The organism is [Clostridium] celerecrescens 18A, assembly GCF_002797975.1.
Taxonomy (GTDB): Bacteria; Bacillota; Clostridia; order Lachnospirales; family Lachnospiraceae; genus Lacrimispora; species Lacrimispora celerecrescens.
In genome coordinates, this window is record NZ_PGET01000001.1 from 386,765 (window position 1) to 410,953 (window position 24,189).

A 24,189-nucleotide genomic window follows, 5' to 3' on the forward strand; every position below is an offset into this window, starting at 1 on the left:
TAAGGTTACGCACCATTAACTACTTTTAAAAAATTATTGATTTCCACCTGGCCATAACCCCATATGTTATTCGGATATGTATAGGCGCTGTCACGGGTTGCATACAAAATCAGCTGCCGGTTAACAATACCGCCAGTCATCTGGATATAATTCTCTTTGACAATCCCCCATTCAAAAAGCATTGCCATGATTCCTGCCGTATGGGCCGCTGCGGCTCCCGTTCCTGTGGCAGAGCCGTATTTATCTCCCGGAACCGCACATGGGATAAGATAGCCCGGGGCTGCAATGTCAGGCTTAATCACTCCAATTCTTGTGTAGCCTCTGCTGGATTCTTCCAGGATACTGTTATCCAGCTGATTATAGGCAGTAACGGTCAGCGGGCTTGCTGCGTTTCCCGGAGAAGTAATAGTTATGTTTGGATCCGCGTTTATGAAGTATGTTTCGTCAGTTATCAGATTTCCTGATGGGAGCCATGCATGAAAGGAGAATGAATCAATATTATTATTTTCTAAATGAAATTGCCAGGTTCCAGGAAATGTGTTTGTGAAACGCAGCAGGATAAGCTGGTCCCCGGTATTCTGCTCGTAAATAATATTGTTTATCCAGACGTTTGTCAGGCTTATATTGAAATTATAATTGATGCAGCCATTGATTGATGGAGGAATTAATCTTGTAACCTCCCGGGTAGGGGAGGTTATGCTGATGGACAGCTGAGCGGGGGAAGTGCCCCAAATTTCTATGAAGAACATGCTGTCATCGTTTCCTGCATTTATACTAAAATCACTATAATAAACATCGGGTGAAGTGGCATAATAATAGTGTCTTTTTTTGTTACCTTCATTACCTGCAGAGATCGAAACCCCTATTCCAGGAAGCTGTGCCAGATAATCCAGATAGCTGCTTAAAGGGCCGTTTCCGTCATGTCCTCCCATACTTGTACCAAGGGCAATGCATATAACTATTGGCTTATTTAATTTTTGGGAGACAGTAACCAGGTAACGTGCGGCAAGCATAATATCGGATTCCTGAAAACACAGAAGTTCATCCGGTACAAAAAAGAGATCCTTTAAATTCTTTTTGGCATTTTTCAATTTTACGACTACCAGGTCAGCTTCCGGGGCAACTCCGCGGAAACTTTGGTCATTGATTGGGGTACCGGCCGCAATACTGGAAATTGCCGTACCATGGCCATTGGTATCAACCGAGGGAACAATCGATAAAGGATTATTCGACTGTAACGCTTCGTTTATCTGCTCTCTGCCGTATTCGGAACCAAATGTAAAGCTATCCGGCTGTTCGCCGGATTGGTCGGTCTGATCCCAGATTGACTGAATGCGGGTGGTTCCGTCAGTGTTTTTAAAAGCCTGATGCCGGTAGTCAATACCGGTATCTATAATTCCTATTAATACATCTTTTCCAAACAGACTTAAATCAGGATTGTTCTGAACCGCTGTAATCCCGGATATGTCTAAACTTACTAATGAATTTAGTGTGTAAAGTGACGGAAAACTGTTGTAAGAATACAGCCCTAAGTTACAGGGGTTCATAGATTCTGCCGGGACATGTTCCAAAGAAAGTCTTTCATTGAGGTAGGTAATACCACTGTCTTTTTGATGTAGTGGAATAAGGACGTTATTTACGAACAGATCGTAATAATTATTGTCAAGTATTCGTTCCAAAATCAAGCCCCCTCCCTATGCATTCTGGTGCTATATATATTTATGCAAAGAGAATCTGATTATGAACATTATTCATCATGAGGCAAGGAAGGATAAGCTGCTTCTATTCCTTTGATCTTATCGTAAAGCATATCATTGACCGGAACCGTTAATCCGTGTTTTGCCGCCAGACGGCGGACAACTCCGGAAAACATTTCCACCTCAGAATACCGGCGGGCTAATCCATCCTGGCGCATGGAGGGAACACTTTCCGGAGAAAGGGTTTTGATCAGATTTATGTAGAAATCCATATCTTTTTCCGATAAGTGAACCCCTTCTTTTATGGAAAGTTCAATTACTTCCTTCATGGCCCCGATCAGGGAGTCATGAGCTTCTCCAGGAGTCAGTACTCCGCCATAATTGGTTTCAAAGGCCATGCAGGTCTGGTTAATTCCCACATTCAGCATGAATTTTCCCCAAAGACGTTTTACAATGTCGGCTTCAACCGTATAGGATACGCCGGCCCTGTCAAAGTAACGGGTTAAGTCCATTAGCCTGGATTCCTGTCCTTTAGTCCTGGTTCCAAGGCAGAGCGTTCCCGGGCGGGTGTATGTAAGACTGGAACCAAATCTCATGGCATCCATTCCCTGTGCAATGCAATAAAGTACTTTTTCCCTGCCGAACCGTTTTGCAATGATCTCCTCGCTGTCGATTCCGTTCATAACCGACAGGATCGTGGTATCAGGACCAACGCTGGTCTCCATGGTATCCAGGGCAGAAGAAAGGGCGCCGTATTTGACTGCCACAATCATAAAATCCACGGGCCGGGCGTTTGTGCAGTCCTCGATCCGGAAGGAAAAGGGTTTGCCGTTTATGGTGAAGGGCATTTGCTGGTAACGCTCTATTCTTTCGCGGTCTCCAAGGAAAAATAGGTTATCCGGGCCAAGGGAGGCAGTAATCTGGCTGGCGTAAAGCATTCCCAAAGCGCCCAGCCCTACAATTGCAGTTGTTTTAGATTGATCGTTCATAAAATCTCCTTTCAACTAAGACTTGTCTACGGAATGAGGCACTGGTTCTTATCAAAGCCTCCTGCATTCATGCTTTCCTGATATATTTTTTCCAATTCTTCCAGATGAAAAACCCCTTCAGATACTTTATAAAATTTTTTCGTATCCGCCAGATAGAACATGCTGTTTTCGTCCACATTAATCGCTGCAGTCTGACCGTCGGTGTTAGAAAAATAAATCTGGTAGGTGGTGGCGCTGTCAAGAACTCCGTCAGGAACTTCTTCTAAAGAGAAGCCGTGAAAGAGATCAGCGGCCTTTTCTATGGTTTCCTTGCTCTCGTCAAAGAAGGAATAACAGATGGAACCATAGTAAATAGAAACGGATTCGGTTTTTTCTGTGTCAATAGGAATGCCGGTAAGGTTCTTTGCCTCTTTTTTCTGGTTTTGGCATGCGGTAAGAGATAATATAAGAATGATAAAAAGGAAAAAGATTCTTTGTATTTTACTAATCATAGGAAACCTCTTTTTTAATCTATATTACCATAAGTTCCTAAAAAAGCAAAGAATAGGAAGGGGTCCGGTAATTATGTTTGCTTTGTCTGGTAATAATCTGTCAGGATATCAAGATAAGCCTTTGCGTATTTCGGCAGGTAGCGGTTTTTCTGATAGGCAGCGATAAGGGTGTTTTCAATCTTTTCTTTTCCAATGGACAGGCAGACTGAAGATTTAGGTTCTCGGTCTTTTAGATAATGATAGTAGCTTTCTGGTGCAAAGGCGGCCCCCAGGCCTTCCATGGCAAGGCGGATGGACATTTCGCTGTTTCTGGTATGAAGGAGAATCTTTGGTTCCAGCCCGTAATCCTTAAAGAGCTTTAAAGCAAGGCCGCCTGTATTCTGGTCAGGATAGAGAAGAATAAAGGGCTCGTCTGCAAGGAGGCCAAGATCGATCCAGGGATATTGAAAGCCCTCTTTTTTTTCTGCCATTTTTACCAATGGATTTGATTCGGATAGGACGAGAACCATTTCTTCCTTTCCGATTACCTGATAATCCAGGCCGGTGGGAAATTCATGGACGTTGTAAATGGTCACGTCTACGGTATGGTCGGTTAAGGTATGTTCTGCTACAAAGTTGACTTCCTCCATCATGTTGACTGTGACATGAGGATATAGCTTGTGGAAGTTTGAAAGGGTGGGACCGATCAGGCTGTTTCCAAGCATGATGGGAATGGCAATATTTAAACGTCCGTGGTTTTGGTGCATAATATCATCAAATTCCATGTCCCATTCAATTCCGAATTCCACGATTCGTTCGGCATAGTGGATGTAACGTTCTCCGATATAGGTTGGAGAATAGCAGCTTCCGACACGGTCAAAAAGACGGGCCCCAAGCTGATGCTCCAAGTTTTTTAAATATTTGCTTAAGGATGGCTGGGAGATGAAAAGAGTTTCTGCAGCTTTGCTGATATTTTTCTGTCTGGCGATGGCCAGAATATATCTAGCTTCCTTTAATTCCATAAATATTCCCCCTTTGTGTAGGTGATGGCGTTATCTTATAGCTTTACTGCATAGAAAATATAGATTATATGTATTTGACGTACAGTATATCATAAATTATAATAAAAGTATAGATATAAATTAACAGAACTTATAAGTGATAATAAGTTCCTAATAATTGATGTAAATAGCATGGGGAGGTCCAGATGAAGAAAAGTAGTGCATTTATCATGGTGGTGCCAGGGCTTGTAATACTGGCAGTGTGTCTGTTTTTACCGCTTTTAAGGGTACTGATTCCGTCTTTTCATACCGGAGACTATCCGTTCAGCGCTTATGTGGAATTTTTCCAGGATGAGTATTATCTTAAGATTTTTATGAGGACAGTAAAGGTTGCGTTCATTACTACGGCTGTCTGTATGGCAGCAGGAGTTCCGACCGCATATTTTATCAGCCGGTGCCAGAAGAAGTGGAGAGGGATTTTACTGTCTGTTTCCATTTTTCCCCTGATGACCAATTCTGTAATAAGAAGCTTTGCCTGGATCAATATTTTAGGGAGCAATGGTATCATTAACCGGTTCCTCATGGCGGCCGGCCTTGTGGAAAAGCCTGCGAAGCTGTTGTACACGGATTTTGCCATTATTATTGGTTCCGTTTACTTATTTCTTCCCCTGATGATCGTTACAGTGGCCGGTGTCATGGAAAATATTGAGGATGACATGATGGAGGCAGCGCTCAGCCTGGGGGCAGACCGGTTCAAGGCTTTTATGAAGGTGATTTTTCCCATTAGTCTTCCCGGAATTATTGTTGGAGGCATTCTGGTGTTTACCGGAACCTTGACGGCCTATACAACGCCTCAGCTGCTTGGCGGTAACAAACATATGGTCCTTGCCACATTTATCTACCAGAGGGCCATGAGTGTGGGAGACTGGAACGGGGCCGCAGTCATTTCCCTGATCATGATCGCCACGACCCTGGCTGTGATTAAAGGTTTAAATGCCCTGTCTGCCAGACTGGACAGAAGAGGAGGAAATCATGCGTAAGAATAAAATGCTGACTGCTTTTGCTGTGGTGGTGTTCCTGTTTTTGGTTCTGCCGCTTGTCATCATCACTGTGACCGCCTTTGGGGAGGGCAGTGCTATCACCTTTCCCATTGACTCTTTCTCTTTTCGGTGGTTTGTTAATGTATTTGCATTAAAGTCCTTCCGGGTTTCCTTCTTAACCAGCCTGGAAATCGCCCTGCTTGCGACCGTAGCCGCCCTGATTGCAGGGATTCCGGCTGCCTATGCTCTGGCTAGGTCCGGCATAAAGGGGAAGGGAATTTTAAAATCCGTGTTCCTTTCTCCGACCATTGTGCCTGGAATCGTAATTGGCTTCGTACTCTATCAGTTTCTGGTTTTGACTTTAAGAGTTCCAGTGTTTGCCGGACTTTTGGCCGGGCACTTTATGGTGACTCTGCCCTATGTGATCCGGGTGGTCGGCTCCAGTCTGGACCAGTTTGATTTTTCGGTAGAAGAGGCGGCCTGGAGTCTGGGGTGCACAAAGACGGGGGCATTTTTCCGTGTGGTACTGCCTAATATCACATCGGGAATCTCCGCTGCCTTTATGCTGGCTTTTATAAACTCCTTTAATAACATTCCGGTTTCCATGTTTCTCTCTGGTCCCGGTGTGTCCACCTTCCCGGCGACTCTCATGGGTTACATCGAATATAATTATGATCCCACTGTATCGGCGGTATCCGTGCTTTTAATGGCCGTAACGGTCCTTATTATGGTAATTGTTGATAAGACACTGGGAATTGCAGCTTTGGCAAAATAGGAGGAGAAACCATGGCGTATATGACACTGCAGGATATTGATGTCTGTTATGATAAGAAGAAACAGATTTTAAAGGGATTGAATTTAGAAGTACAGGAAGGGGAGCTGGTTTCCCTTTTGGGGCCAAGCGGCTGTGGAAAAACCACGACCCTTCGTGTGGTAGCTGGGTTTATTGAGCCCCAGAATGGAGTTTTCGCTCTGGATGGTGCGGACCTTACCAAGGTTCCGGTCCACAAGAGGAATTTTGGAATCGTATTTCAAAGCTATGCCCTGTTTCCTCATTTAAGCGTATATGACAATGTGGCATTTGGGCTTAAGATGAGAAAGCTTGATAAGGCTGAAATTGATAAAAAGGTGGATCAGATCCTGGAGATCTGCGGTCTTACGGAATTACGCGGACGGTTTCCCCAGCAGATGTCCGGAGGGCAGAGGCAGAGAGTGGCCCTTGCCAGGGCGTTAGTAATTGAGCCGAAGCTTCTTCTCCTTGATGAGCCGTTAAGCAACTTAGATGCAAAGCTGCGCATCAATATGCGTATGGAGATTAAGAGGATTCAGAAAAAGCTTGGCATTACCACCCTGTTTGTCACCCATGACCAGGAGGAGTGCTTCTCCATCTCGGATAAGGTGGCAGTTATGAATCAGGGAGTGATCGAACAGTTTGACACGCCGGAAAATATTTATCAGAGGCCAAATACGGAATTTGTTGCAAGATTTATTGGTTTTGAGAACTTTCTTCCTTTAAAGAGACAGGGAGATGTATATAAAACGGAGACCGGCGCAGTATTTAACGTAGAAAACACACACAGGGAAGGCGCCTGTACCGGCACCATTCGTCCGGAGGATATCCGGGTTGCAGAAGAAGGGCAGGCGGGCAATATCCTGGAAGGTACGGTAGGTGTCCGGACATTTCTTGGAAAGGGCTATCAGTATGAGGTACTTACAGCTGCCGGAAAGTTCCTGGTAAACAGACCGGCAGAAGAAGCTTATGAAGAGGGCAGCCAGATACGTCTTTATCTGCCGGAATCAAAGTTAATTCTTGTAAATTAAAGGTAATTTGCCCGGAGGACAAGGGCAGTCATAAGGTAACTGCGGCTGATACAGCCGGTCAATTATAAAAAAGAGAGGATTATGATTATGAAGAAAGTATTGGCATTATCCCTGTGTGCAGCCATTGTACTGACGGGCTGCAGCGGTGCCGGAACTGCGGGAACGGCAGAAGAGAAAAAGAGCGGCACAGAAGAGAAGAAACTGGTGTTATCCACTTATGGCTTAAGCGAGGATATTTCTGAGGAAGAGGTGTACAAGCCCTTTGAAGACCAGTACAACTGCAAGATCGTTACAGAGACAGGAAGTACCAATGAGCGTTACACAAAGCTTTCTGCTGACTCACAGACCACCATTGACGTAATCGAGCTGTCCCAGGCCATGACGGCTAAGGGAATCGAAGAGGATTTATTTGAGCCTCTGGATTTAAGTAAGATCGAGAACAGCCAGTATCTGATCAAAGCGGCAAAGACCATGGCGGACGCCGGACAGGGAATTGCCTATACCATCAACAGCATCGGCATTATGTATGATCCGGAAGCAGTAGGCTTTGAGATTAAGAGCTTTGATGATTTATGGAAGGCAGAGCTTAAAGGAAGCGTTGCCATTCCGGATATCACGACTACCTTTGGTCCGGCCATGGTATATATGGCAAGCGATTACAAGGGCGTTGATGTGACCAGTGACAAAGGAGCAGCCGCTTTTGAGGCATTGGAGGAATTAAAGCCGAACCTTGTAAAGACCTATGCAAAGTCTTCGGATTTAATCAATATGTTTACTTCCGGAGAAATCAAGGCCGCCATTGTAGGCGACTTCGGTGTACCAACCATTCAAGAAGCAAACCCGGATCTGGTGTATGTGACTCCTGACGTGACTTATGCAAATTTCAATACCATCAGCATTACAAAGAACTGCAAGGACAAGGAACTGGCTTACGCATACATCAATTACCGTTTAAGCAAAGAGCTTCAGGACAAAACCACCAAGGCTTTAAACGAAGCACCTACCAACAGCCAGGTGGAGGTTTCCAAGGAAGATTCAGAAAATATGACTTATGGTCCTGCGGCAGAGAGCGCAAAGGTGTTAGACTATTCCTTTGTCAATCCGGTCTTAAGCGATTGGATTGATCAGTGGAACCGAACAATCAATAATTAAGGACAGAGGGAAAATGAAGGTTGACTTACTTGTTCAAAATGGATGGGTCTACCGGACATACAGGCAATGCTTTGAAAAAATGGACATTGCGGTTGTGGGGGAAAGGTTTTATGACATTTCCCCTTCCTCCTATTATGGGAACAAAATTCCTTATGAGGCTGAATGTGTGGTGGATGGTACAGGAAAATATTTTATACCGGGACTGATCGATATTCACATGCATATCGAAAGCTCCATGACATATCCGGGAGAGTTTTCCAGGGCGGTCCTGCCCTGGGGAGTCACCTGCGTGGTGGCTGACCCTCACGAGATCGCCAATGTGTTCGGGTTAGAAGGAATAAAAAGCTTTATGGAACAGGAAACGGAGCTGGATATTTACTACGGAATTCCATCAAGTGTTCCTTCCACCGGAAGCAGCTTTGAAACCTCAGGCGGACAAATCAGGGAAGAGGAGGTCCGGGAGCTACTAAAAGAGGATAAAGTCATCTGCCTTGGAGAGGTGATGAACGATTCGGAATTAGTCGCTGTGGAAGATACCCTGATCAAACGCATTATCAGGCTGTGTCAAAACGGGGACCGCAGGCTGAAGATCGAGGGGCATTGCCCTGCCCTGTCAGGAGATTCGCTGGCAGGCTTTATCCGGGGCGGCGTTGATGCGGACCATACCCAGCAGACCCCGGAGTCCGTTCTGGAAAAGACGGACATGGGCATGTTTCTGGAACTTCAGGCGAAATCCCTGACATCTGATGTGGTAGAAACGGTGGTATCCCATGGTCTTTATGAAAATGTGGCTCTTGTAACAGATGATACCATGCCGGATCATCTGGCAATAGGCCATCTAAACCAGATCCTTAAACTGGCTGTGGAGCAGGGAATGCCGCCGGAGAAGGCTATTTACTGTGCGACCCTTACACCTGCGCGGAGAATGGGTCTTGATGACAGGGGAATGATTGCGCCTGGAAAGCTGGCGGATTTTGTTGTATTTGATGATCTGGTAAGCTTTTGCCCTTCTGCGGTTTATAAAAGCGGAAAACAGCATATAAAAAGCCCGGATTCTCCAAATGCGGTTTTTCCGGACCATTTTTACCAGTCTGTAAAATGCCGCTTGGCTTTGGCTTCCGATTTTAAATTAAACCGGTGTGAGATAAAGAATGGAACAGCAACCGTAAATGTCATGGAGATTCAGGATTTTGGAACAAGGGTCAGGCATGTGAAAAGGGAAATTCCCGTCCGGAACCGCTGCATATGCTGGCAGGAGGCAGGACTTTCCCTGGCAGTAGTATTTGAGCGCTACGGAAAGACAGGAGATGTTGCCTATGGACTTGTGGAGCATGCCTTAAAGTCTCCCGGTGCAGTGGCAACCACCTGGAGCCATGACAGCCATAATCTGCTGGTGCTTGGAAATTCGGTGGAGGATATGGTGCTTGCACAGAACCGGGTGGTTCATATGCAGGGCGGTTATGTAACGGCCCGGGGAGGCAAAATCACAGCTTCTGCAGCCCTTCCCGTAGGCGGAATCCTCTCTGATGGAGGTATTCCAAAGCTTTCTAAAGAATTGGCTGAGGTGAGGGAAGAAATCGAGGCTATGGGGTATGTGAACAGCAATGTTATCATGTCCATTTCCACCCTGACCCTACTGGTTTCCCCGGAATTAAAGATAAGCGATAAGGGTCTGTTTGATGTAAAGACGAAGCAGAGGGTTCCTTTGGTGGAAAAATACGAGTCTTAAAAGGAAGTAATTATTAGACATCCTTCGGGTGTACCTTTATGTCCCCTCCAATATGGGCAGTAATAAGGAAAAGGTTGATAAATGTGAGAACGATAATCATAAATGTAACTGTGGTAACAATGAATAAACAGAGGGAAATTCACGATCCCGGTTTTGTGATGTTTGAAAATGATATCATCACAGCAGTGGGAGGTATGAACGATTTACCGGAAGAAGCCTGGCATTTGGATACGGTGAAAGTGGACGGAAAGAACGGCATCCTGATGCCGGGGATGGTGAATCTCCACACGCATATGGGGATGATCCCTTTCCGTGGACTTGGAGATGACTGCAAAGACCGGCTCCGTGTATTTTTGCTTCCAATGGAACAAAAGGCCATGGATGAGGAACTTGTATACCTGTCTTCCCGCTACGCGGCAGGGGAAATGCTCCTTGGCGGCGTGACCACAGCCCTAGATATGTATTACTTTGAGGAAGAAGCTGCAAAGGCAATGGATGAAATGGGAATGAGAGGGATTACAGGGCAGACAGTGATGGAAGAAGGAGCCTGCGATTTCAGTGACCCTTATCAGGCATTGGCTTATGGGGAAAAATTGATAAAAAAATATCAGTCCCATCCCAGAATATCAGCCTGTATTGCTCCTCATGGAACCAATACCTGCGGGAAAACGCTGCTTTCGGAAGCCTATCGTATGGACTCGTCCTTAAAGGTTCCGTTTACTTTACATACGGCGGAAATGGATTATGAAATGGATTATTTCCGGAAGGAATACGGCATGTCCCCGGTTCAGTATTTAGACAGCATCGGTGTATTGGGAAAGGAGACTCTGGCAGCCCACTGCATTCATATGGAGGAAGAGGATCTTATGCTTTTAAAGGAACGGGATGCAAGGGTGGCTCACTGCATCGGTTCCAATACAAAGGCAGCAAAGGGAGTGGCACCGGTAAGCGCCATGCTTCGGATGGGAATACCGGTAGGCCTTGGAACGGATGGCCCTGCCAGCGGAAATACTCTTGATATATTTACGCAAATGAAGCTTTGTGCCGATTTTCATAAAAATGAAACCAGAGACCGGAGCGCATTTCCGGCGGAAACCATCGTGTCAATGGCTACAGATCTGGGAACAAAGGCCCTTGGCCTTTATGATCTTACTGGGTCCCTGGAACCGGGAAAACAGGCGGATCTGGTTCTGGTTGAAACCCGCTCCGCCAACATGTTTCCGGTTTACAATCCCTATTCTGCCCTTGTATACAGCGCTAATCCTTCCAATGTTGAGGCTGTATACGTTGCAGGGGAATGTGTGGTAAAGGATAAAAAGCTTGTAAAGGCAGACATGGCAGAAATCAGGAAAATGCTCATAAATAAAATGAAAAAAACTGATTTTGGAATTTATATGGAAAAAATGGGAAATATTTATTAAAGAAAGGGTTTGCAGGGTGATTATAATAAATCCATCAGAGGTATATTATAAACAGAGGTTTTAATTATAAATTCGCTGGTTGTTATTTATTAGAAATAATTGACAACCATATTGCCCTGTGGTAAACTGTATCAGTACAAATACGCGCCGATACTTGGTATTTCGGATACTCCAACCAATACTTGGTATGAGGTGAGACTTTAAGACTAAAGGAGGAAATCAACATGATTTCAAAGGAAAAGAAAGCAGCTATCATCGCTGAGTTTGGCAGAAAAGCCGGCGACACAGGTTCACCAGAAGTACAGATCGCAATTCTGACAGAAAGAATCACAGAATTAACCGATCATCTTCAGAAGAACCCAAAAGATCATCATTCCAGAAGAGGACTTCTGATGATGGTTGGACAGAGAAGGGGTCTTCTTGATTACTTAAAGAAGACGGACCTGGAAGGCTATCGTTCATTGATCGAGAAGTTAGGAATCAGAAAATAATAAACCATTTAGGGTGGAGTACATCTCCACCCTATCTGTCTATTAGGAAAAGAATATTAAAAGTAGAAGCATTCCCCGAGACCGCTGATGTGCGCGTAATAAGCAGAGCAAAGAGGCGGGAAGGGGGCACGGATATGCATACATATCCGTGCCCCCTTCCAGTCTCTTGGCGAGCAGCCGCGAATGAGGGACTGAAAGTCCCGAATTTGCGGCTTCGGATTCTGCCCAAAGCAGAATCTGCTTATGCCCCCCCCAGCGGACTGCACAAGCAAACTCATTTTTTGCGCGCAGATCAGTAGTTTCGGCGTCTTCTACTGTTAATATAAATATTAATCCAGTAAAAGGAGATACCAGTATGTACAAGAGTTTTAGTATGGAACTGGCCGGCAGAACATTAACCGTTGATGTCGGCAGAGTAGCAAAGCAGGCAAGCGGCGCGGTACTTATGCACTATGGCGATACCGTAGTATTAGCTACCGCAACTGCGTCTGACAAACCAAGAGACGGAATCGATTTCTTCCCGCTGAGCGTAGAATACGAAGAAAAATTATACGCCGTAGGAAAGATCCCAGGCGGCTTCAACAAAAGAGAGGGAAAAGCGTCTGAGAATGCAATTTTGACCTCCCGTGTCATTGACCGTCCAATGAGACCTCTTTTTCCAAAAGATTACCGTAACGATGTGACTTTAGATAACATCGTTATGTCCGTAGACCAGGATTGCAGTCCGGAGCTGACAGCGATGTTAGGCTCAGCCATTTCAACCTGTATTTCCGATATTCCTTTTGACGGACCCTGTGCTTCCACCCAGGTGGGACTTGTAGACGGAGAACTCGTCATCAACCCGACCCAGTCTCAGAAGCAGGTTTCCGACATGGCGCTTACGGTTGCATCTACAAGAGAGAAAGTCATTATGATCGAGGCCGGAGCCAATGAGGTGCCGGAAGATAAGATGATCGAGGCAATTTTTAAGGCTCATGAAGTAAACCAGGAAATCATCAAATTCATTGACACCATCGTAGCAGAGTGCGGAAAGCCGAAGCACCAGTACACCAGCTGCGCAGTGCCGGAAGAGTTATTTGCTGCCATCAGGGAAATCGTTACCCCTGAGGAGATGGAAGTTGCTGTATTCACCGATGAAAAGCAGGTAAGAGAAGAAAACATCCGCAACATCACCGCAAAGCTGGAAGAAGCCTTTGCAGAAAAGGAAGAATGGCTGTCAGTGCTTGGAGAAGCCATTTACCAGTATCAGAAAAAGACTGTCCGCAAGATGATCTTAAAAGACCATAAGCGTCCTGATGGCCGTGCCATGGATCAGATCCGTCATCTGGCAGCAGAAATTGATATGCTTCCAAGAGTTCATGGCTCCGCCATGTTCACCCGCGGCCAGACTCAGATTTTAAATATTTGTACCTTGGCTCCATTATCAGAAAGCCAGAGATTAGACGGCATTGACGATATGGAAACCTCCAAGAGATATATGCACCATTACAATTTCCCATCCTTCTCCGTAGGAGAGACAAGGCCTTCCAGAGGACCGGGACGACGGGAGATCGGCCATGGTGCCCTGGCAGAGAGAGCATTGATTCCGGTTCTTCCGTCTGAGGAAGAATTCCCATATGCGATCCGTACCGTTTCCGAGACCATGGAATCCAATGGATCTACCTCCCAGGCAAGCATCTGTTCCTCCTCCATGTCCTTAATGGCTGCCGGTGTTCCCATTAAATCGGCGGTTGCAGGTATTTCCTGCGGACTTGTTACCGGAGATTCCGATGATGATTACATCGTCTTAACCGATATACAGGGTCTGGAAGATTTCTTCGGCGATATGGACTTTAAGGTAGGCGGCACCCACAAGGGTATCACTGCGATCCAGATGGATATTAAGATCCACGGCCTTACAAGACCGATCATTGAGGAAGCCATCCGCACCACCAGAGAGGCAAGGCTTTACATTCTTGATGAGGTTATGGCAAAAGCCATTGCAGAGCCACGTAAGGAAGTAGGCAAGTATGCTCCGAAGATCGACCAGATTTCCATTGATCCTCAGAAGATCGGCGATGTGGTAGGTAAGCAGGGGAAGGTGATCAATAAGATCATTGAAGAAACCGGCGTAAAGATTGATATTAACGATGATGGAAATGTATCCGTATGCGGAACCGATCAGGCCATGATCGACCGTGCGATCCAGATCATTAAGAGCATTGTTACAGAAATCCAGGCAGGACAGATTTTCACAGGCAAGGTTGTCAGAATCATGAACTTTGGTGCTTTCGTTGAACTGGCTCCCAACAAGGATGGTATGGTTCACATTTCCAAGCTGTCTGATAAGAGGGTGGCAAAGGTTGAAGATGTCGTCAACATCGGTGACGAAGTGACTGTAAAGGTAATGGAAGTCGACAAGATGGGCAGAATCAACTTAAGCATGAAGCCGGGAGATCTGGCTGCAAAGACAGAAGAGAAAAAAGATGAAAAAGAAACAGAATCAAAAGAAACAGTATAAAACAGCATAAAACAGCTATGCCCTGTGGCAGACAGCAGATAGGCCAATATCCGTCTGCTGTCTGTTTTATTATGTAAATGCAGTTTAGGAACGGGGAAGGAGTATATCATGGAAAAACAGACACTGGCAGAAATAGCCGCCCAAAAATTATTGCAGATCATACAGGAAGAAGGATACACTGCAGGAGACAAAATGCCTACCGAGGCAGAATTGTCTGAAGTTCTGGGGGTAGGGCGCAATACGGTCCGTGAGGCCTTAAGAATCCTGATGTCCCGGAATATTGTCACCATTCGCCAGGGATCGGGGACCTTTCTGTCGGATAAAAATGGTGTGGCCGATGATCCTCTGGGATTTACCATGATAGAAGACAGAAGAAAACTGACTGTAGATTTAATCCAGATCCGGGTTATGCTGGAGCCGCCGATTGCAGCCCTGGCAGCCCAGAACGCGGACCAGGAAGACATCCTTTGCCTGGAACAGATTCTTCTGGAATTGGAAAAGAAGATGGAGGACCGGGAGGATTATTCGGAAAAGGATTCCCAGTTCCATGCCCAGATTGCCAACTGCAGCCATAATCTGGTTATAGCAAACCTGGTACCTGTCATTACCGACGGGGTCCGGGTCTTTGCCGGTTCGGTCCGGGAGACCGAATATGCCCAGACGTTACTGTCTCATCGCAGGATTTATGAGGCGATCAGGGATAGGAAGCCTGTAGAGGCACAGCAGGCAATGTATTTCCACTTAATGTACAACGACAACCGCTATAAGGAAGAAGACCGGGAAGGAAACTGATTGAACCATGGTCTGAAAATCTGTATAAAGAGATAAGGCATATATTCATGGGATGAGTATATGCCTTATTTTTTACTTTTTCTTGACTTATACCAGCAAATGTGATAAAAATAGAATATATTTGTAGGATGAATATTCGCCCTATAGTGTTCATTTATTTCTGGAGGTCAAAAATATTGAAACAATTATATGATGTACTTATTATCGGAGGCGGGGTCATTGGAAGCGCAATTGCTAGAGAAATGTCCAGATATCGCTTAAAAATAGGCGTATTGGAAAAAAATCTGGATGTCTGCTGTGAGACCAGCGGACGAAATTCTGGGGTGGTTCACGGAGGTTTCGCGTATGACACCGGTTCTCTGAAAGCAAAACTGTGTGTAGAAGGCAACCAAATCATGGGACAACTTTCCGAAGAACTTGATTTTCCTTTTCAGCGCTGCGGAAAGGTTCTGGTAGGAAACACACCGGAGGATCAGGAAGCGCTGGAACGGACCATGGAGCAGGGCAGAGCCAATGGGGTAAACGGGATGGAGCTGATCGGTAAAGAACGGCTTCATGAACTGGTTCCTTCCGTCATAGGGGAATTTGCCATGTATTCTGCTGAAAGCGGAATCGTAGATCCCTTCGGATATACCATTGCCCTGGCTGAGAATGCCGCAGAAAATGGTGTGGATTATTTCTTTGACCGCGAGGTGACGGCCATTGAAAGAGATGCGGATTCCAATTATGTGATCACTACATCAAACGGAACCTTTTACAGCCGCTGGATAGTGAACAGCGCCGGCCTTGGCTGCGGGAAAATATCGGAGCTGCTTGGTATGGGCGGATATAAGATCATAGGTTCCAAGGGAGATTACATCATCCTGGATAAAAGGACCGGTCCTTTGCTTCCCATGCCGGTATACCCGGTTCCAAGCAATACCTATATGGGGATTCATGTGACGAATACGACAGACGGCAATGTGATCGTCGGGCCCAATGCGGATCGGACAGATAATTTTACATATTATGGCGTATCCCAGGAAAATATGGACTATTTAGCAAGGAGCGCCTCCGACTTATGGCCCTGTATCCATAAGAAGGATTATATCCGTAATTATTCCGGGATCCTTCCTAAATGGGTAGATGAGAATGGAGCTATACAGGACTTTAAAATCGAGGTGCAGGATTTGGCAGCGCCGCGGGCCATCAATCTGATAGGAATAGAATCTCCAGGACTGACTGCGGCTATTCCGATTGCCCGCTATGCGGTCGGGCTCATGGCAGAGAGGGAAACGCTTACCCTTAACTCATCCTTTAATCCTGTACGCAAAGGTGTGGTTCGTTTTGCGGAGCTTTCAAAAGAAGAGCAGAATCTTAAAATTGAGGAAAATCCTGAATACGGAGAGGTGATCTGCCGCTGTGAAAAAGTGACTAAGGCGGAGATCCTCCAGGCGATCCATAATCCTCTGGGAGTTGACACCTTAACTGGGATTAAGTATAGAACACGCTCGATGATGGGGCGCTGCCAGGGCGGTTACTGCCAGATGCGCATTGCACAGCTGCTGGAGCAGGAGCTGGGGAAAAAAGAAGATCAAGTCCAATATGCCAGAAAAGGTTCTAATATGTTTTTTGGCAAAGTACGGCAGGAGGTGGAGTCATGAATGCAGAACAAAAAGAGATCCAGATAGAACAGGTGGATGTTGTAATTGCAGGCGGAGGACCTGCCGGTCTTGCAGCAGCAGCCGAACTTTACCGACGTGGAATTCGCAACCTGCTGATCATAGAGCGGGAAAAGCAGCTGGGTGGCATCTTGCGTCAATGCATTCACGACGGATTCGGACTGACCCGCTTTCAGACTGCTTTAAGCGGTCCTGAATATGCACAGCGTTTCATTGATACAATAGAAGAACTGAATATTCCTTACATAACGGATGCAACGGTACTGGAGGTGACCCGTGAAAGACAGGTAACGGCAGTTTCCAGAGAAGGCATGAGAACATGGCAGGCAAAGGCGGTGATCCTGACTATGGGCTGCCGCGAGCGGACAAGGGGAGCCATTGGGATTCCGGGTGAGCGGCCTGCGGGCGTATTTACAGCAGGCGTTGCCCAGGCTTATATGAATCTGTTTAATACCATGCCGGCTAAGGAAGTGGTAATACTGGGCTCTGGTGATATCGGTATGATTATGGCCCGCCGGCTTACCCTGGAAGGGGCTCATGTAAAGGCTGTATTTGAAATTCAGCCTTATCCCAGCGGATTGCCCCGCAATATTGAACAGTGTCTTAATGATTATGACATACCATTGTATTTAAACCATGGAATAACCGCAATTCATGGAAATACCAGGCTTACCGGAGTCACTGTCTCTCAGGTGGATGAGAATTTTATGCCCATCCCTGGAACAGAAAAAGAGTACCAGTGTGATACGCTCATCCTTTCCGTAGGCCTGATTCCGGAGAATGAATTATCCCTGGACGCGGGAGTTATATTGGATGAACGGACCAGGGGAGCCCTTGTAGACGAATATTTTCAGACTGACGCAGAAGGGATCTTTGCAGCAGGAAACGTCCTTCATGTACATGACCTGGTTGATTTTGTTTCGATAGAGGCGGAGAGTCTGGCTGATTCAGTGGCGCAATACATAAAAGAGGGGAGTCTTAAACCGGCTGCCATTGCGATTAAACCGGATTGCAGCATCGGGTATACGGTACCTCAAAGAGTCAGCGGAACGAAAGAATTCACGTTGTCCTTAAGAGTAAAAAGACCGATGAAGGACTGCCGCATTGTTGTGCGCCAGGCCGGGAAGGAAGTGGCTGTTAAAAAGATGAAAAAAGCCATACCCGCAGAAATGATCCGCTTTGTCATTTCTCATGAAAAGCTGGTATCCGGTTCAGATTTGGAGGTGTGTATAGAATGATGAAGGAATTTACCTGTATTATCTGTCCGAACGGGTGCGAAATTAGCGCTGATATAGAAATAAAAGATGGCAGCGACAGCCTGATACGGTCCATAGATGGTGCCCTCTGCCCCAGAGGAGAGATTTATGTGAAGCAGGAACTGATTGATCCCCGTCGTAATATTGCTACTTCTGTTCTGGTAAAAGGAGGAATTCTGCCATTAGCCAGCGTACGTCTGACGAAACCGATCCCAAAAGCCAGAATCTTTGATGCAATGGAAGAGATAAAGAAGTGCAGTCTGACAGCACCTGTGAAAGCCGGAACGGTTATCGTGGAAAATATTCTTGGATATGATGCAGATGTGATTGTGACAAAATCTGTGCCGGCCGGCGAACTGAAATAATAAAGACCCGGCAATCTATAGCAGCCGTAAAACAGTCTTGTTTTACGGCTCCTTATCGTATCAAAATATGGTGCCAAACCATTAAATGAAATAATCGGGAAATTCTTTTTTAAGTATGGTCTGATCTGCCAATGCGGTGGATATGTGCCGGATCATGGCTTCAGAAGCCTTTTTCTTATCCTTTTCCATGATGGCTTTGCAGATGGCGGAGTGATCGCTGATGACACGGTCTGATACATTGATCTGATAACTCAGCTTTCGCTGTCTGTCAAAGTGAGGCATGATGGTCTGCATGGTGTCGTAGATAAAGGTCATTCCGCATATATCATAAAATTCTTTGTGGAAAGCAATATCCAGAGTCAGAAATTTCTCGAAGTTCTCCCTCGGTCCGTTGGATGCGTAATCTTTTTGGAGCGTTATATAGTCATATAAGTTATCCAGGTGCTCCTGGGTGATAAAATCACAGCTCATTTCTGCCAGCGGCCCCTCAATCATTTTCCTCATCGTACATACCTGTTCCACGATATTACTATCGATCAAAGAAATAAAAATCCCCTTTTGAGGATAGCTTTCGATCAAATGGCCATTGGTCAGAGAAAGAATGGCTTCCCTGACCGGAGTCCGGCTGATGTTTAATTCTTTTGAAATTTCTATATCAGAGATTTTTTGTCCCGGCGTGAATTCCAGGTTAATAATCTGGTCCAGAAGAAACCGAAGGGCATATTCACGTGCAGACTCTCCCGGGTTTTGGGTAAACTTTTTCGTCATTTCAGCGCTCCTTTGCGTTTTAGCTATGTCACGGAAAGATTCGGACATGGATATTTTAAATTGAAATCAATATATTACTTTTATGATAAATTAGCACAATAGATACAGTATACGGTACAAGTAATGTTTTTACCATGGATGAAAATAATAAATATAAATAAAAAATTATACTATTATCACATGAAAAATGATTATTATCGTTAAAATGCACAAAAAGCAGAGGTTTTAAATAGATAAAAGAAACAAAATCCTTGTTAAAAAATTATTTATTATTGCTTTTCAAACTCTGCTATAGTATACTAACGCCATGTAAATATATTACTGTTGAATTAATATATTTCTGATCAATTTAATTGAACTCATAATTCGTAAGAGGAGGATTACAACATGAGAAGGATGAAAAAAGTTTTATGCATGGCAATGGCGGTTGGTATGACTGTCTCAACCCTGGCTGGCTGCGGCAGCAGTACATCAGGTGCAGCGAAAGCACCGGCTTCAGGAGAAACACAGGCGGGAGCCCAGTCAACGGCTACCGGTGCTCCGATCAAGGTGGGAGTATCCAACATGGTAACTGGCCCTATGGCAGCCGGCGGGCTTCGTATGAAGCAGGCCGTAACCATGGCGTTTGAAGAAATCAATGCCAAAGGCGGAGTGCTGGGGGGAAGACCTTTGGAGATGGTTCTTGTTGATGATACAGGGACTCCCACAGGTGCGGTAAATGCAGTCAATAAGATCCTTGGTGAGAATGTTTCGGTAGCGATCGGACCCCATACTTCTCCCATGGCATCTGCAACTCAGGAGTTATATCGGAAGGCTGGAGTTCCTTTTATCAGCGCTGCTACCTCACCAAAGCTTTTAGAGGCACAGAATCCATACTTTTTCCGTATATCCGTTTCTGATGGAGCCGTAGGACCGGCTATGGTGGAGTTTGCCAAGGACCAGTTTGGTGCTGCAAAGGTTGGAGCACTCTATGATACAGACGATTACGGTGTAGCGGCTGACAATGCCACAAAACTGTATTGCGAAAAGAATGGGATTGAGTATTACTCAGAAGGCTTTACATCAGGCGATAAGGACTTAACATCACAGCTTTCCAAAATAAAAGGCTGGGGACCTGATGTTATCTTTGACTTTTCCCATGACGCAGAGGCGGCTTTGATTGTCCGCCAGTTGGACGAGCTTGGTATGGGAGAACTTCCTCATGTTGGACCTAATGCTCTGGCACAGTCCCAGACCTATGATTTATGCGATGCGAAACAGCTGGAAGGTACTTATGCATCTACAGATTTCTATGCTGACCAGACCAATGAGACCATGAAGAAATTTTTAGATGATTTTAAGGCACGCTGGGGGGCTGACGTGGAACGTTATGCAGCGATGTATTATACTGCTGCTTACTTAACAGCCGATGCCATTGAACGGGCCGGCTCTGATAAACCGGAAGATATTCGCAAAGCTCTTTCTGAAACAAAAGATTTTAATGCAGTATTTGGAAAGCTAAACTGCTCTGAGCAGGGAGAGATGAATACGAACCTTTATATTCTGGAGTTTAACGGAGAAAAGAATATGACTGTATCCAAACAGGTATCCTTAGACTGATTATAAAAGGGAATGAACAGCACCCGGCGGCTTAAAACAGCTGCCGGGTGCAAATAACGAGGAGGTACTACATATGCAGGTATTTGTACAGCTGCTCATTACCGGTATTGCCATGGGTTTTATCTATGCTTTGGTTGGTATTGAGTACACTCTTATCTGGAACGCAACAGGATTACTTAATTTCAGCCATGATAAGTTTATCTTATTTGGAGCTTATATGTTTGCCGGTACCTATGTGCTGGGTCTTGGGCTTCCGCCGATACTAGCAATTCTTTTCACGATTCTTACCATGTTTTTATTAGGGGTTGTCAGCGCGTTTGTAATTTTTAATCCGCTTAGCAAGCTTTCCACCAATTTATTCGCAGTAATTGGAACCGTTATCCTTGGCAGGATCATGATAGAGTCGGTTCGCCTGATCTGGGGACCTCTTCCCTTTACACTGGATAATTTCATGAGAGGATCCTTGCACTTCGGTTCTGTGGTAGTCTCAAAGTCTCATTTGGTGATTATTGTGGTATGTTCCCTGATTACCGCTGGCCTTCAGGTTTTCTTTAAAGCAACCAAGACCGGAAAAGCCATGCGTTGTGTATCAGAAAATAAAACGGCAGCCTCCTTAATGGGAATCAATGTTCCTATGAACATTGCTTTTACCATTGGTTTATCAGCAATTGTCTGTGCCACCATCGGAATCCTGGTAATTCCTATCTTCAATGTGGAACTTCAAATGTCGTCCATGATCGGTTTAAAAGGATTTGCCTCCGGTGTCATCGGCGGTTTTGGCTACCTTCCCGGAGCAATTGTAGGCGGTATCCTTCTGGGAGTAGTTGAAATTTTTGGAAGTATGCTGATTCCATCTGTTTATAAAGATTGTCTGTCATTTGTACTGTTAATCATTTTCTTGTTGGTTAGGCCGTCAGGAATTCTGGGAAATAAAAGATAAGCGAGGAGGAAAGCAATGAAAATTAACAAAACATCGGCATTAATTGCAGCAGCAGCCATTGCTCTTGCAGCGATCCTACCCATGTTTATTTCCAATAACTATCATCTGAATCTGATGATACAGGTGTTAATAAATATCATTATAGTCGTAGGGCTTAATTTCATAACCGGCCTTACCGGTCAGATGAATCTGGGAACTGCCGGTATATTCTCTATGGGAGCATATACGTCTTCCCTGCTGGCCACTAGACTTGGGATCAATCCATGGATTTGCTTGATCGCAGCCGTTGGCATGGGATTTTTAATAGGAATGGGACTTGGCTATCCTTCCTTAAGGGTATCCGGAGTATATCTGGCCCTTACTACCATTGGTTTTTCTGAAATCGTCCGTATTCTGATGACGAATTTGACAGGCCTGACGGGAGGAGCTTTGGGCGTGACGGGAATTCCCCCATTTTCTATCCTGGGCCATAAATTCCAGACGAATAAAGAGATTTACTATCTCTATCTGGTCATAGCGGTCATTCTTATCTTTAACGCATACCGGATTGTTAATTCCAAATGGGGACGGGCTTTCCTGGCAGTTAAGGATAATCCGGATGCTGTGGAAGCAGGAGGGATCAACATTGCGTCCATTAAGATTTTAGCGTTTACCCTTGCAGCCGTTTATGCAACAGTGGCAGGAAGCCTTTATGCCCATTACGTTGGTTTCATCAATCCAAGTGCATATAACCTGGAGTATTCCATAAACTACGTTGTCATGCTGGTTATTGGAGGAATCGGCTCTGTGCCAGGCAATGTGCTCGGGGCGATTCTGGTTACTTTAGTGCCGGAATTTTTAAGATTTATGGAAAATTACTACTGGCTGGTATTTTCAATCATCACTCTGCTGTTTGTTATCTTTATGCCAAATGGAATCGTTTCTCTATTTAAGGGAAAGAAGAGGGCAGCAAATGCAGGGAAAGGAGTGCAGGCAAATGGCAGATAACAGAGAAGGAAAGTCTATTTTAACCCTGGAACACGTAACAAAACGCTTTTCCGGGCTGGTTGCGGTAAATGATCTGTCTCTGGATATGAAGGAACGTACCATTCATGCTTTGATCGGACCAAACGGAGCAGGCAAGTCAACTGCTATCAATATGATCACTGGTCTTCTGCCATTAACAGAGGGTGAAATCTACCATGAGGATACGAAAATAAGCGGTATGAGCGCTCATCAGATCGCCCAAACCAGCTGCAGCCGGACTTTCCAGAATTTAAAGTTATACCGTTCCATGACAGTAAAGGAAAACTTAATGATGGGAAATATGTCAGACCGGAAGCAGGGCTTTGTGCCTTTTCTGTTTGATATTAAGAACGCATACAGGGAAGAGAAGCTGATGAATGAAAAGGCAGATCAGATTTTAGAGTTCATGGGATTAAAGGATCTGTCAGAAGAGTATCCGTCCAATATGCCTTACGGGAAACAGAAACTTACGGAGCTTGCCAGGTCTCTCATGTCAGATCCAAGACTTCTGTTCTTAGATGAACCTGCCGCAGGACTCAATCCCTCCGAGCGTGTGGAATTTGTAAATATCATGCTGAAGGTATTTGATTCCGGCATCGATATTTTCCTTATTGAGCACAATATGGATGTTATCATGAATATCAGCAATTATATTACCGTTATTAACTTCGGAGCGAAAATTGCCGAAGGCACACCGGAAGAAATACAGCAGGATCCGTTGGTAATTAAGGCGTATTTAGGCGACCGGTATAAACAGAATATGGCAAGGGGGGCTTCAAATGCTTAAGGTAAATGGCATTGACGTATATTATGGCAAGGTTCAGGCTCTGTTTGACGTATCCATTGAAGTGGGAGACCGGGAGATCGTATCCATCATCGGAGCCAACGGGGCAGGAAAGACTACCCTGATGAAATCCATCATGGGAATCAATAAACCGAAAAACGGCACGATCGAATACAACGGTCAGGTCATAAGCGGTCTCCCTCCCCATAAGGTGGTAAGTAAAAAGATTGTTTATATCCCTGAAGGCCGTGAAATTTTCCCCAATATGACGGTTCAGGAAAATCTGGAAATGGGTGCCTATTCTGTAAAGTTATCAAAGGCGGAAATGGAGCGTCATCTGGAAGAACAGTACGATATTTTTCCAAGGTTAAAGGAACGGGCAAAACAAAAAGCCGGTTCCATGTCAGGAGGCGAGCAGCAGATGTTAGCCATAGCAAGAGGGCTTATGTCAGATCCGGAACTTTTGATGCTTGATGAACCAAGCCTTGGTCTTGCACCGGTCATTGTTGATGACATGTTTGATGTAATTGTCCGCGTGAATAAGGTGAGAAATATACCGATTGCGATTGTGGAGCAGAATGCATTTATGGCCATGTCCATATCTGACAGGACCTATGTATTGGAAGTGGGCAATCTTGTTACCCATGGAGAAAGCAAAGCACTGATGGATTCTGATGAAATTAAAAAAGCTTATCTGGGAGGCTGACG

The 24,189-nt window shown here is 45.2% G+C and carries 22 protein-coding genes; 17 read left to right on the top strand and 5 right to left on the bottom strand.

From position 1 onward, the window contains the following. Nucleotides 1–5 precede the first annotated feature (5 nt). The 4 genes from H171_RS01925 to H171_RS01940 all read right to left on the bottom strand — a co-directional run bounded on the left by H171_RS01925 (nt 6) and on the right by H171_RS01940 (nt 4,178). Nucleotides 6–1,679: a S8 family peptidase gene (locus tag H171_RS01925; protein WP_100303633.1), complete on the bottom strand. Its 1,674-nt coding sequence runs from the start codon at nt 1,677–1,679 to the stop codon at nt 6–8. A 68-nt stretch (nt 1,680–1,747) separates the two neighbouring features. After that, the gene (locus H171_RS01930; protein ID WP_100303634.1) at nt 1,748–2,686 is read right to left on the bottom strand and encodes a ketopantoate reductase family protein; all 939 of its coding nucleotides are present in this window, start codon (nt 2,684–2,686) and stop codon (nt 1,748–1,750) included. A 26-nt stretch (nt 2,687–2,712) separates the two neighbouring features. Next, the gene (locus H171_RS01935; protein WP_100303635.1) at nt 2,713–3,177 is read right to left on the bottom strand and encodes a hypothetical protein; all 465 of its coding nucleotides are present in this window, start codon (nt 3,175–3,177) and stop codon (nt 2,713–2,715) included. 71 nt (nt 3,178–3,248) lie between these two features. Beyond that, nucleotides 3,249–4,178, bottom strand: coding sequence for a LysR family transcriptional regulator (locus H171_RS01940; protein WP_100303636.1), 930 nt, complete (start codon nt 4,176–4,178; stop codon nt 3,249–3,251). 185 nt (nt 4,179–4,363) lie between these two features. On the opposite strand from H171_RS01940, the gene H171_RS01945 reads away from it, so the two are divergent. The 12 genes from H171_RS01945 to H171_RS02000 all read left to right on the top strand — a co-directional run bounded on the left by H171_RS01945 (nt 4,364) and on the right by H171_RS02000 (nt 18,385). Continuing rightward, on the top strand, nt 4,364–5,197 hold the full coding sequence (locus tag H171_RS01945; RefSeq protein WP_100303637.1) for an ABC transporter permease: 834 nt from the start codon (nt 4,364–4,366) through the stop codon (nt 5,195–5,197). Beyond that, nucleotides 5,190–5,972, top strand: coding sequence for an ABC transporter permease (locus tag H171_RS01950; RefSeq protein ID WP_100303638.1), 783 nt, complete (start codon nt 5,190–5,192; stop codon nt 5,970–5,972). Before H171_RS01945 ends, H171_RS01950 begins: the two co-directional genes overlap by 8 nt. A gap of 11 nt (nt 5,973–5,983) precedes the next feature. Then, the gene (locus H171_RS01955; protein WP_100303639.1) at nt 5,984–7,018 is read left to right on the top strand and encodes an ABC transporter ATP-binding protein; all 1,035 of its coding nucleotides are present in this window, start codon (nt 5,984–5,986) and stop codon (nt 7,016–7,018) included. An 87-nt stretch (nt 7,019–7,105) separates the two neighbouring features. Beyond that, nucleotides 7,106–8,170, top strand: coding sequence for an ABC transporter substrate-binding protein (locus tag H171_RS01960; RefSeq protein WP_100307390.1), 1,065 nt, complete (start codon nt 7,106–7,108; stop codon nt 8,168–8,170). Nucleotides 8,171–8,183: 13 nt separating this feature from the next. Next, nucleotides 8,184–9,899 carry an adenine deaminase C-terminal domain-containing protein gene (locus H171_RS01965; protein ID WP_100303640.1) on the top strand — a complete coding sequence of 572 codons (1,716 nt, stop codon included), beginning with the start codon at nt 8,184–8,186 and terminating at the stop codon, nt 9,897–9,899. Between the two features lie 83 nt (nt 9,900–9,982). Then, nucleotides 9,983–11,320, top strand: a complete 1,338-nt coding sequence (locus tag H171_RS01970) for an amidohydrolase (RefSeq protein WP_100307391.1) — start codon at nt 9,983–9,985, stop codon at nt 11,318–11,320. A 224-nt stretch (nt 11,321–11,544) separates the two neighbouring features. Further along, on the top strand, nt 11,545–11,811 hold the full coding sequence (rpsO, locus tag H171_RS01975) for a 30S ribosomal protein S15 (protein ID WP_024294143.1): 267 nt from the start codon (nt 11,545–11,547) through the stop codon (nt 11,809–11,811). Between the two features lie 355 nt (nt 11,812–12,166). Next, nucleotides 12,167–14,311, top strand: coding sequence for a polyribonucleotide nucleotidyltransferase (locus H171_RS01980; RefSeq protein ID WP_100303641.1), 2,145 nt, complete (start codon nt 12,167–12,169; stop codon nt 14,309–14,311). Nucleotides 14,312–14,419: 108 nt separating this feature from the next. Further along, nucleotides 14,420–15,103: a FadR/GntR family transcriptional regulator gene (locus tag H171_RS01985; protein WP_100303642.1), complete on the top strand. Its 684-nt coding sequence runs from the start codon at nt 14,420–14,422 to the stop codon at nt 15,101–15,103. A 176-nt stretch (nt 15,104–15,279) separates the two neighbouring features. After that, entirely contained in the window at nt 15,280–16,746 is a 1,467-nt protein-coding gene (locus tag H171_RS01990; RefSeq protein WP_100303643.1) for an NAD(P)/FAD-dependent oxidoreductase, read from the top strand. Continuing rightward, nucleotides 16,743–18,002, top strand: a complete 1,260-nt coding sequence (locus tag H171_RS01995; protein WP_100303644.1) for an NAD(P)/FAD-dependent oxidoreductase — start codon at nt 16,743–16,745, stop codon at nt 18,000–18,002. Before H171_RS01990 ends, H171_RS01995 begins: the two co-directional genes overlap by 4 nt. Continuing rightward, nucleotides 17,999–18,385: a DUF1667 domain-containing protein gene (locus tag H171_RS02000; protein WP_100303645.1), complete on the top strand. Its 387-nt coding sequence runs from the start codon at nt 17,999–18,001 to the stop codon at nt 18,383–18,385. The genes H171_RS01995 and H171_RS02000 overlap by 4 nt, the downstream gene beginning before the upstream one ends. Before the next feature lie 81 nt (nt 18,386–18,466). On the opposite strand, the gene H171_RS02005 is transcribed toward H171_RS02000, so the two are convergent. Continuing rightward, a complete protein-coding gene (locus H171_RS02005) occupies nt 18,467–19,153 on the bottom strand; it encodes a GntR family transcriptional regulator (RefSeq protein ID WP_100303646.1) in 687 nt (228 codons plus the stop codon). 387 nt (nt 19,154–19,540) lie between these two features. Here H171_RS02005 and H171_RS02010 point away from each other — a divergent pair, with 387 nt between their 5' ends. From H171_RS02010 to H171_RS02030, 5 genes are all read left to right on the top strand, one after another. Continuing rightward, nucleotides 19,541–20,752 carry an ABC transporter substrate-binding protein gene (locus H171_RS02010; protein WP_242976837.1) on the top strand — a complete coding sequence of 404 codons (1,212 nt, stop codon included), beginning with the start codon at nt 19,541–19,543 and terminating at the stop codon, nt 20,750–20,752. A gap of 73 nt (nt 20,753–20,825) precedes the next feature. Then, complete coding sequence (locus tag H171_RS02015; RefSeq protein ID WP_100303647.1) at nt 20,826–21,692, top strand: branched-chain amino acid ABC transporter permease; 867 nt, start codon at nt 20,826–20,828, stop codon at nt 21,690–21,692. 15 nt (nt 21,693–21,707) lie between these two features. Continuing rightward, nucleotides 21,708–22,679: a branched-chain amino acid ABC transporter permease gene (locus H171_RS02020; RefSeq protein WP_100303648.1), complete on the top strand. Its 972-nt coding sequence runs from the start codon at nt 21,708–21,710 to the stop codon at nt 22,677–22,679. Then, nucleotides 22,669–23,484, top strand: coding sequence for an ABC transporter ATP-binding protein (locus H171_RS02025; protein WP_100303649.1), 816 nt, complete (start codon nt 22,669–22,671; stop codon nt 23,482–23,484). The genes H171_RS02020 and H171_RS02025 overlap by 11 nt, the downstream gene beginning before the upstream one ends. Continuing rightward, the gene (locus tag H171_RS02030; RefSeq protein ID WP_025234424.1) at nt 23,477–24,187 is read left to right on the top strand and encodes an ABC transporter ATP-binding protein; all 711 of its coding nucleotides are present in this window, start codon (nt 23,477–23,479) and stop codon (nt 24,185–24,187) included. Before H171_RS02025 ends, H171_RS02030 begins: the two co-directional genes overlap by 8 nt. Nucleotides 24,188–24,189 lie beyond the last annotated feature (2 nt).

Coding starts and splice junctions, on each gene's coding strand:
- H171_RS01995 (WP_100303644.1), top strand. CDS start 16,743: ATGAATGCAGAACAAAAAGAGATCCAGATAGAACAGGTGGATGTTGTA.
- H171_RS01955 (WP_100303639.1), top strand. CDS start 5,984: ATGGCGTATATGACACTGCAGGATATTGATGTCTGTTATGATAAGAAG.
- H171_RS02010 (WP_242976837.1), top strand. CDS start 19,541: ATGAGAAGGATGAAAAAAGTTTTATGCATGGCAATGGCGGTTGGTATG.
- H171_RS01950 (WP_100303638.1), top strand. CDS start 5,190: ATGCGTAAGAATAAAATGCTGACTGCTTTTGCTGTGGTGGTGTTCCTG.
- H171_RS02005 (WP_100303646.1), bottom strand. CDS start 19,153: ATGACGAAAAAGTTTACCCAAAACCCGGGAGAGTCTGCACGTGAATAT.
- H171_RS01945 (WP_100303637.1), top strand. CDS start 4,364: ATGAAGAAAAGTAGTGCATTTATCATGGTGGTGCCAGGGCTTGTAATA.
- H171_RS02020 (WP_100303648.1), top strand. CDS start 21,708: ATGAAAATTAACAAAACATCGGCATTAATTGCAGCAGCAGCCATTGCT.
- H171_RS01980 (WP_100303641.1), top strand. CDS start 12,167: ATGTACAAGAGTTTTAGTATGGAACTGGCCGGCAGAACATTAACCGTT.
- H171_RS01965 (WP_100303640.1), top strand. CDS start 8,184: ATGAAGGTTGACTTACTTGTTCAAAATGGATGGGTCTACCGGACATAC.
- rpsO (WP_024294143.1), top strand. CDS start 11,545: ATGATTTCAAAGGAAAAGAAAGCAGCTATCATCGCTGAGTTTGGCAGA.
- H171_RS02025 (WP_100303649.1), top strand. CDS start 22,669: ATGGCAGATAACAGAGAAGGAAAGTCTATTTTAACCCTGGAACACGTA.
- H171_RS01960 (WP_100307390.1), top strand. CDS start 7,106: ATGAAGAAAGTATTGGCATTATCCCTGTGTGCAGCCATTGTACTGACG.
- H171_RS02030 (WP_025234424.1), top strand. CDS start 23,477: ATGCTTAAGGTAAATGGCATTGACGTATATTATGGCAAGGTTCAGGCT.
- H171_RS01930 (WP_100303634.1), bottom strand. CDS start 2,686: ATGAACGATCAATCTAAAACAACTGCAATTGTAGGGCTGGGCGCTTTG.
- H171_RS01985 (WP_100303642.1), top strand. CDS start 14,420: ATGGAAAAACAGACACTGGCAGAAATAGCCGCCCAAAAATTATTGCAG.
- H171_RS01940 (WP_100303636.1), bottom strand. CDS start 4,178: ATGGAATTAAAGGAAGCTAGATATATTCTGGCCATCGCCAGACAGAAA.
- H171_RS02015 (WP_100303647.1), top strand. CDS start 20,826: ATGCAGGTATTTGTACAGCTGCTCATTACCGGTATTGCCATGGGTTTT.
- H171_RS02000 (WP_100303645.1), top strand. CDS start 17,999: ATGATGAAGGAATTTACCTGTATTATCTGTCCGAACGGGTGCGAAATT.
- H171_RS01935 (WP_100303635.1), bottom strand. CDS start 3,177: ATGATTAGTAAAATACAAAGAATCTTTTTCCTTTTTATCATTCTTATA.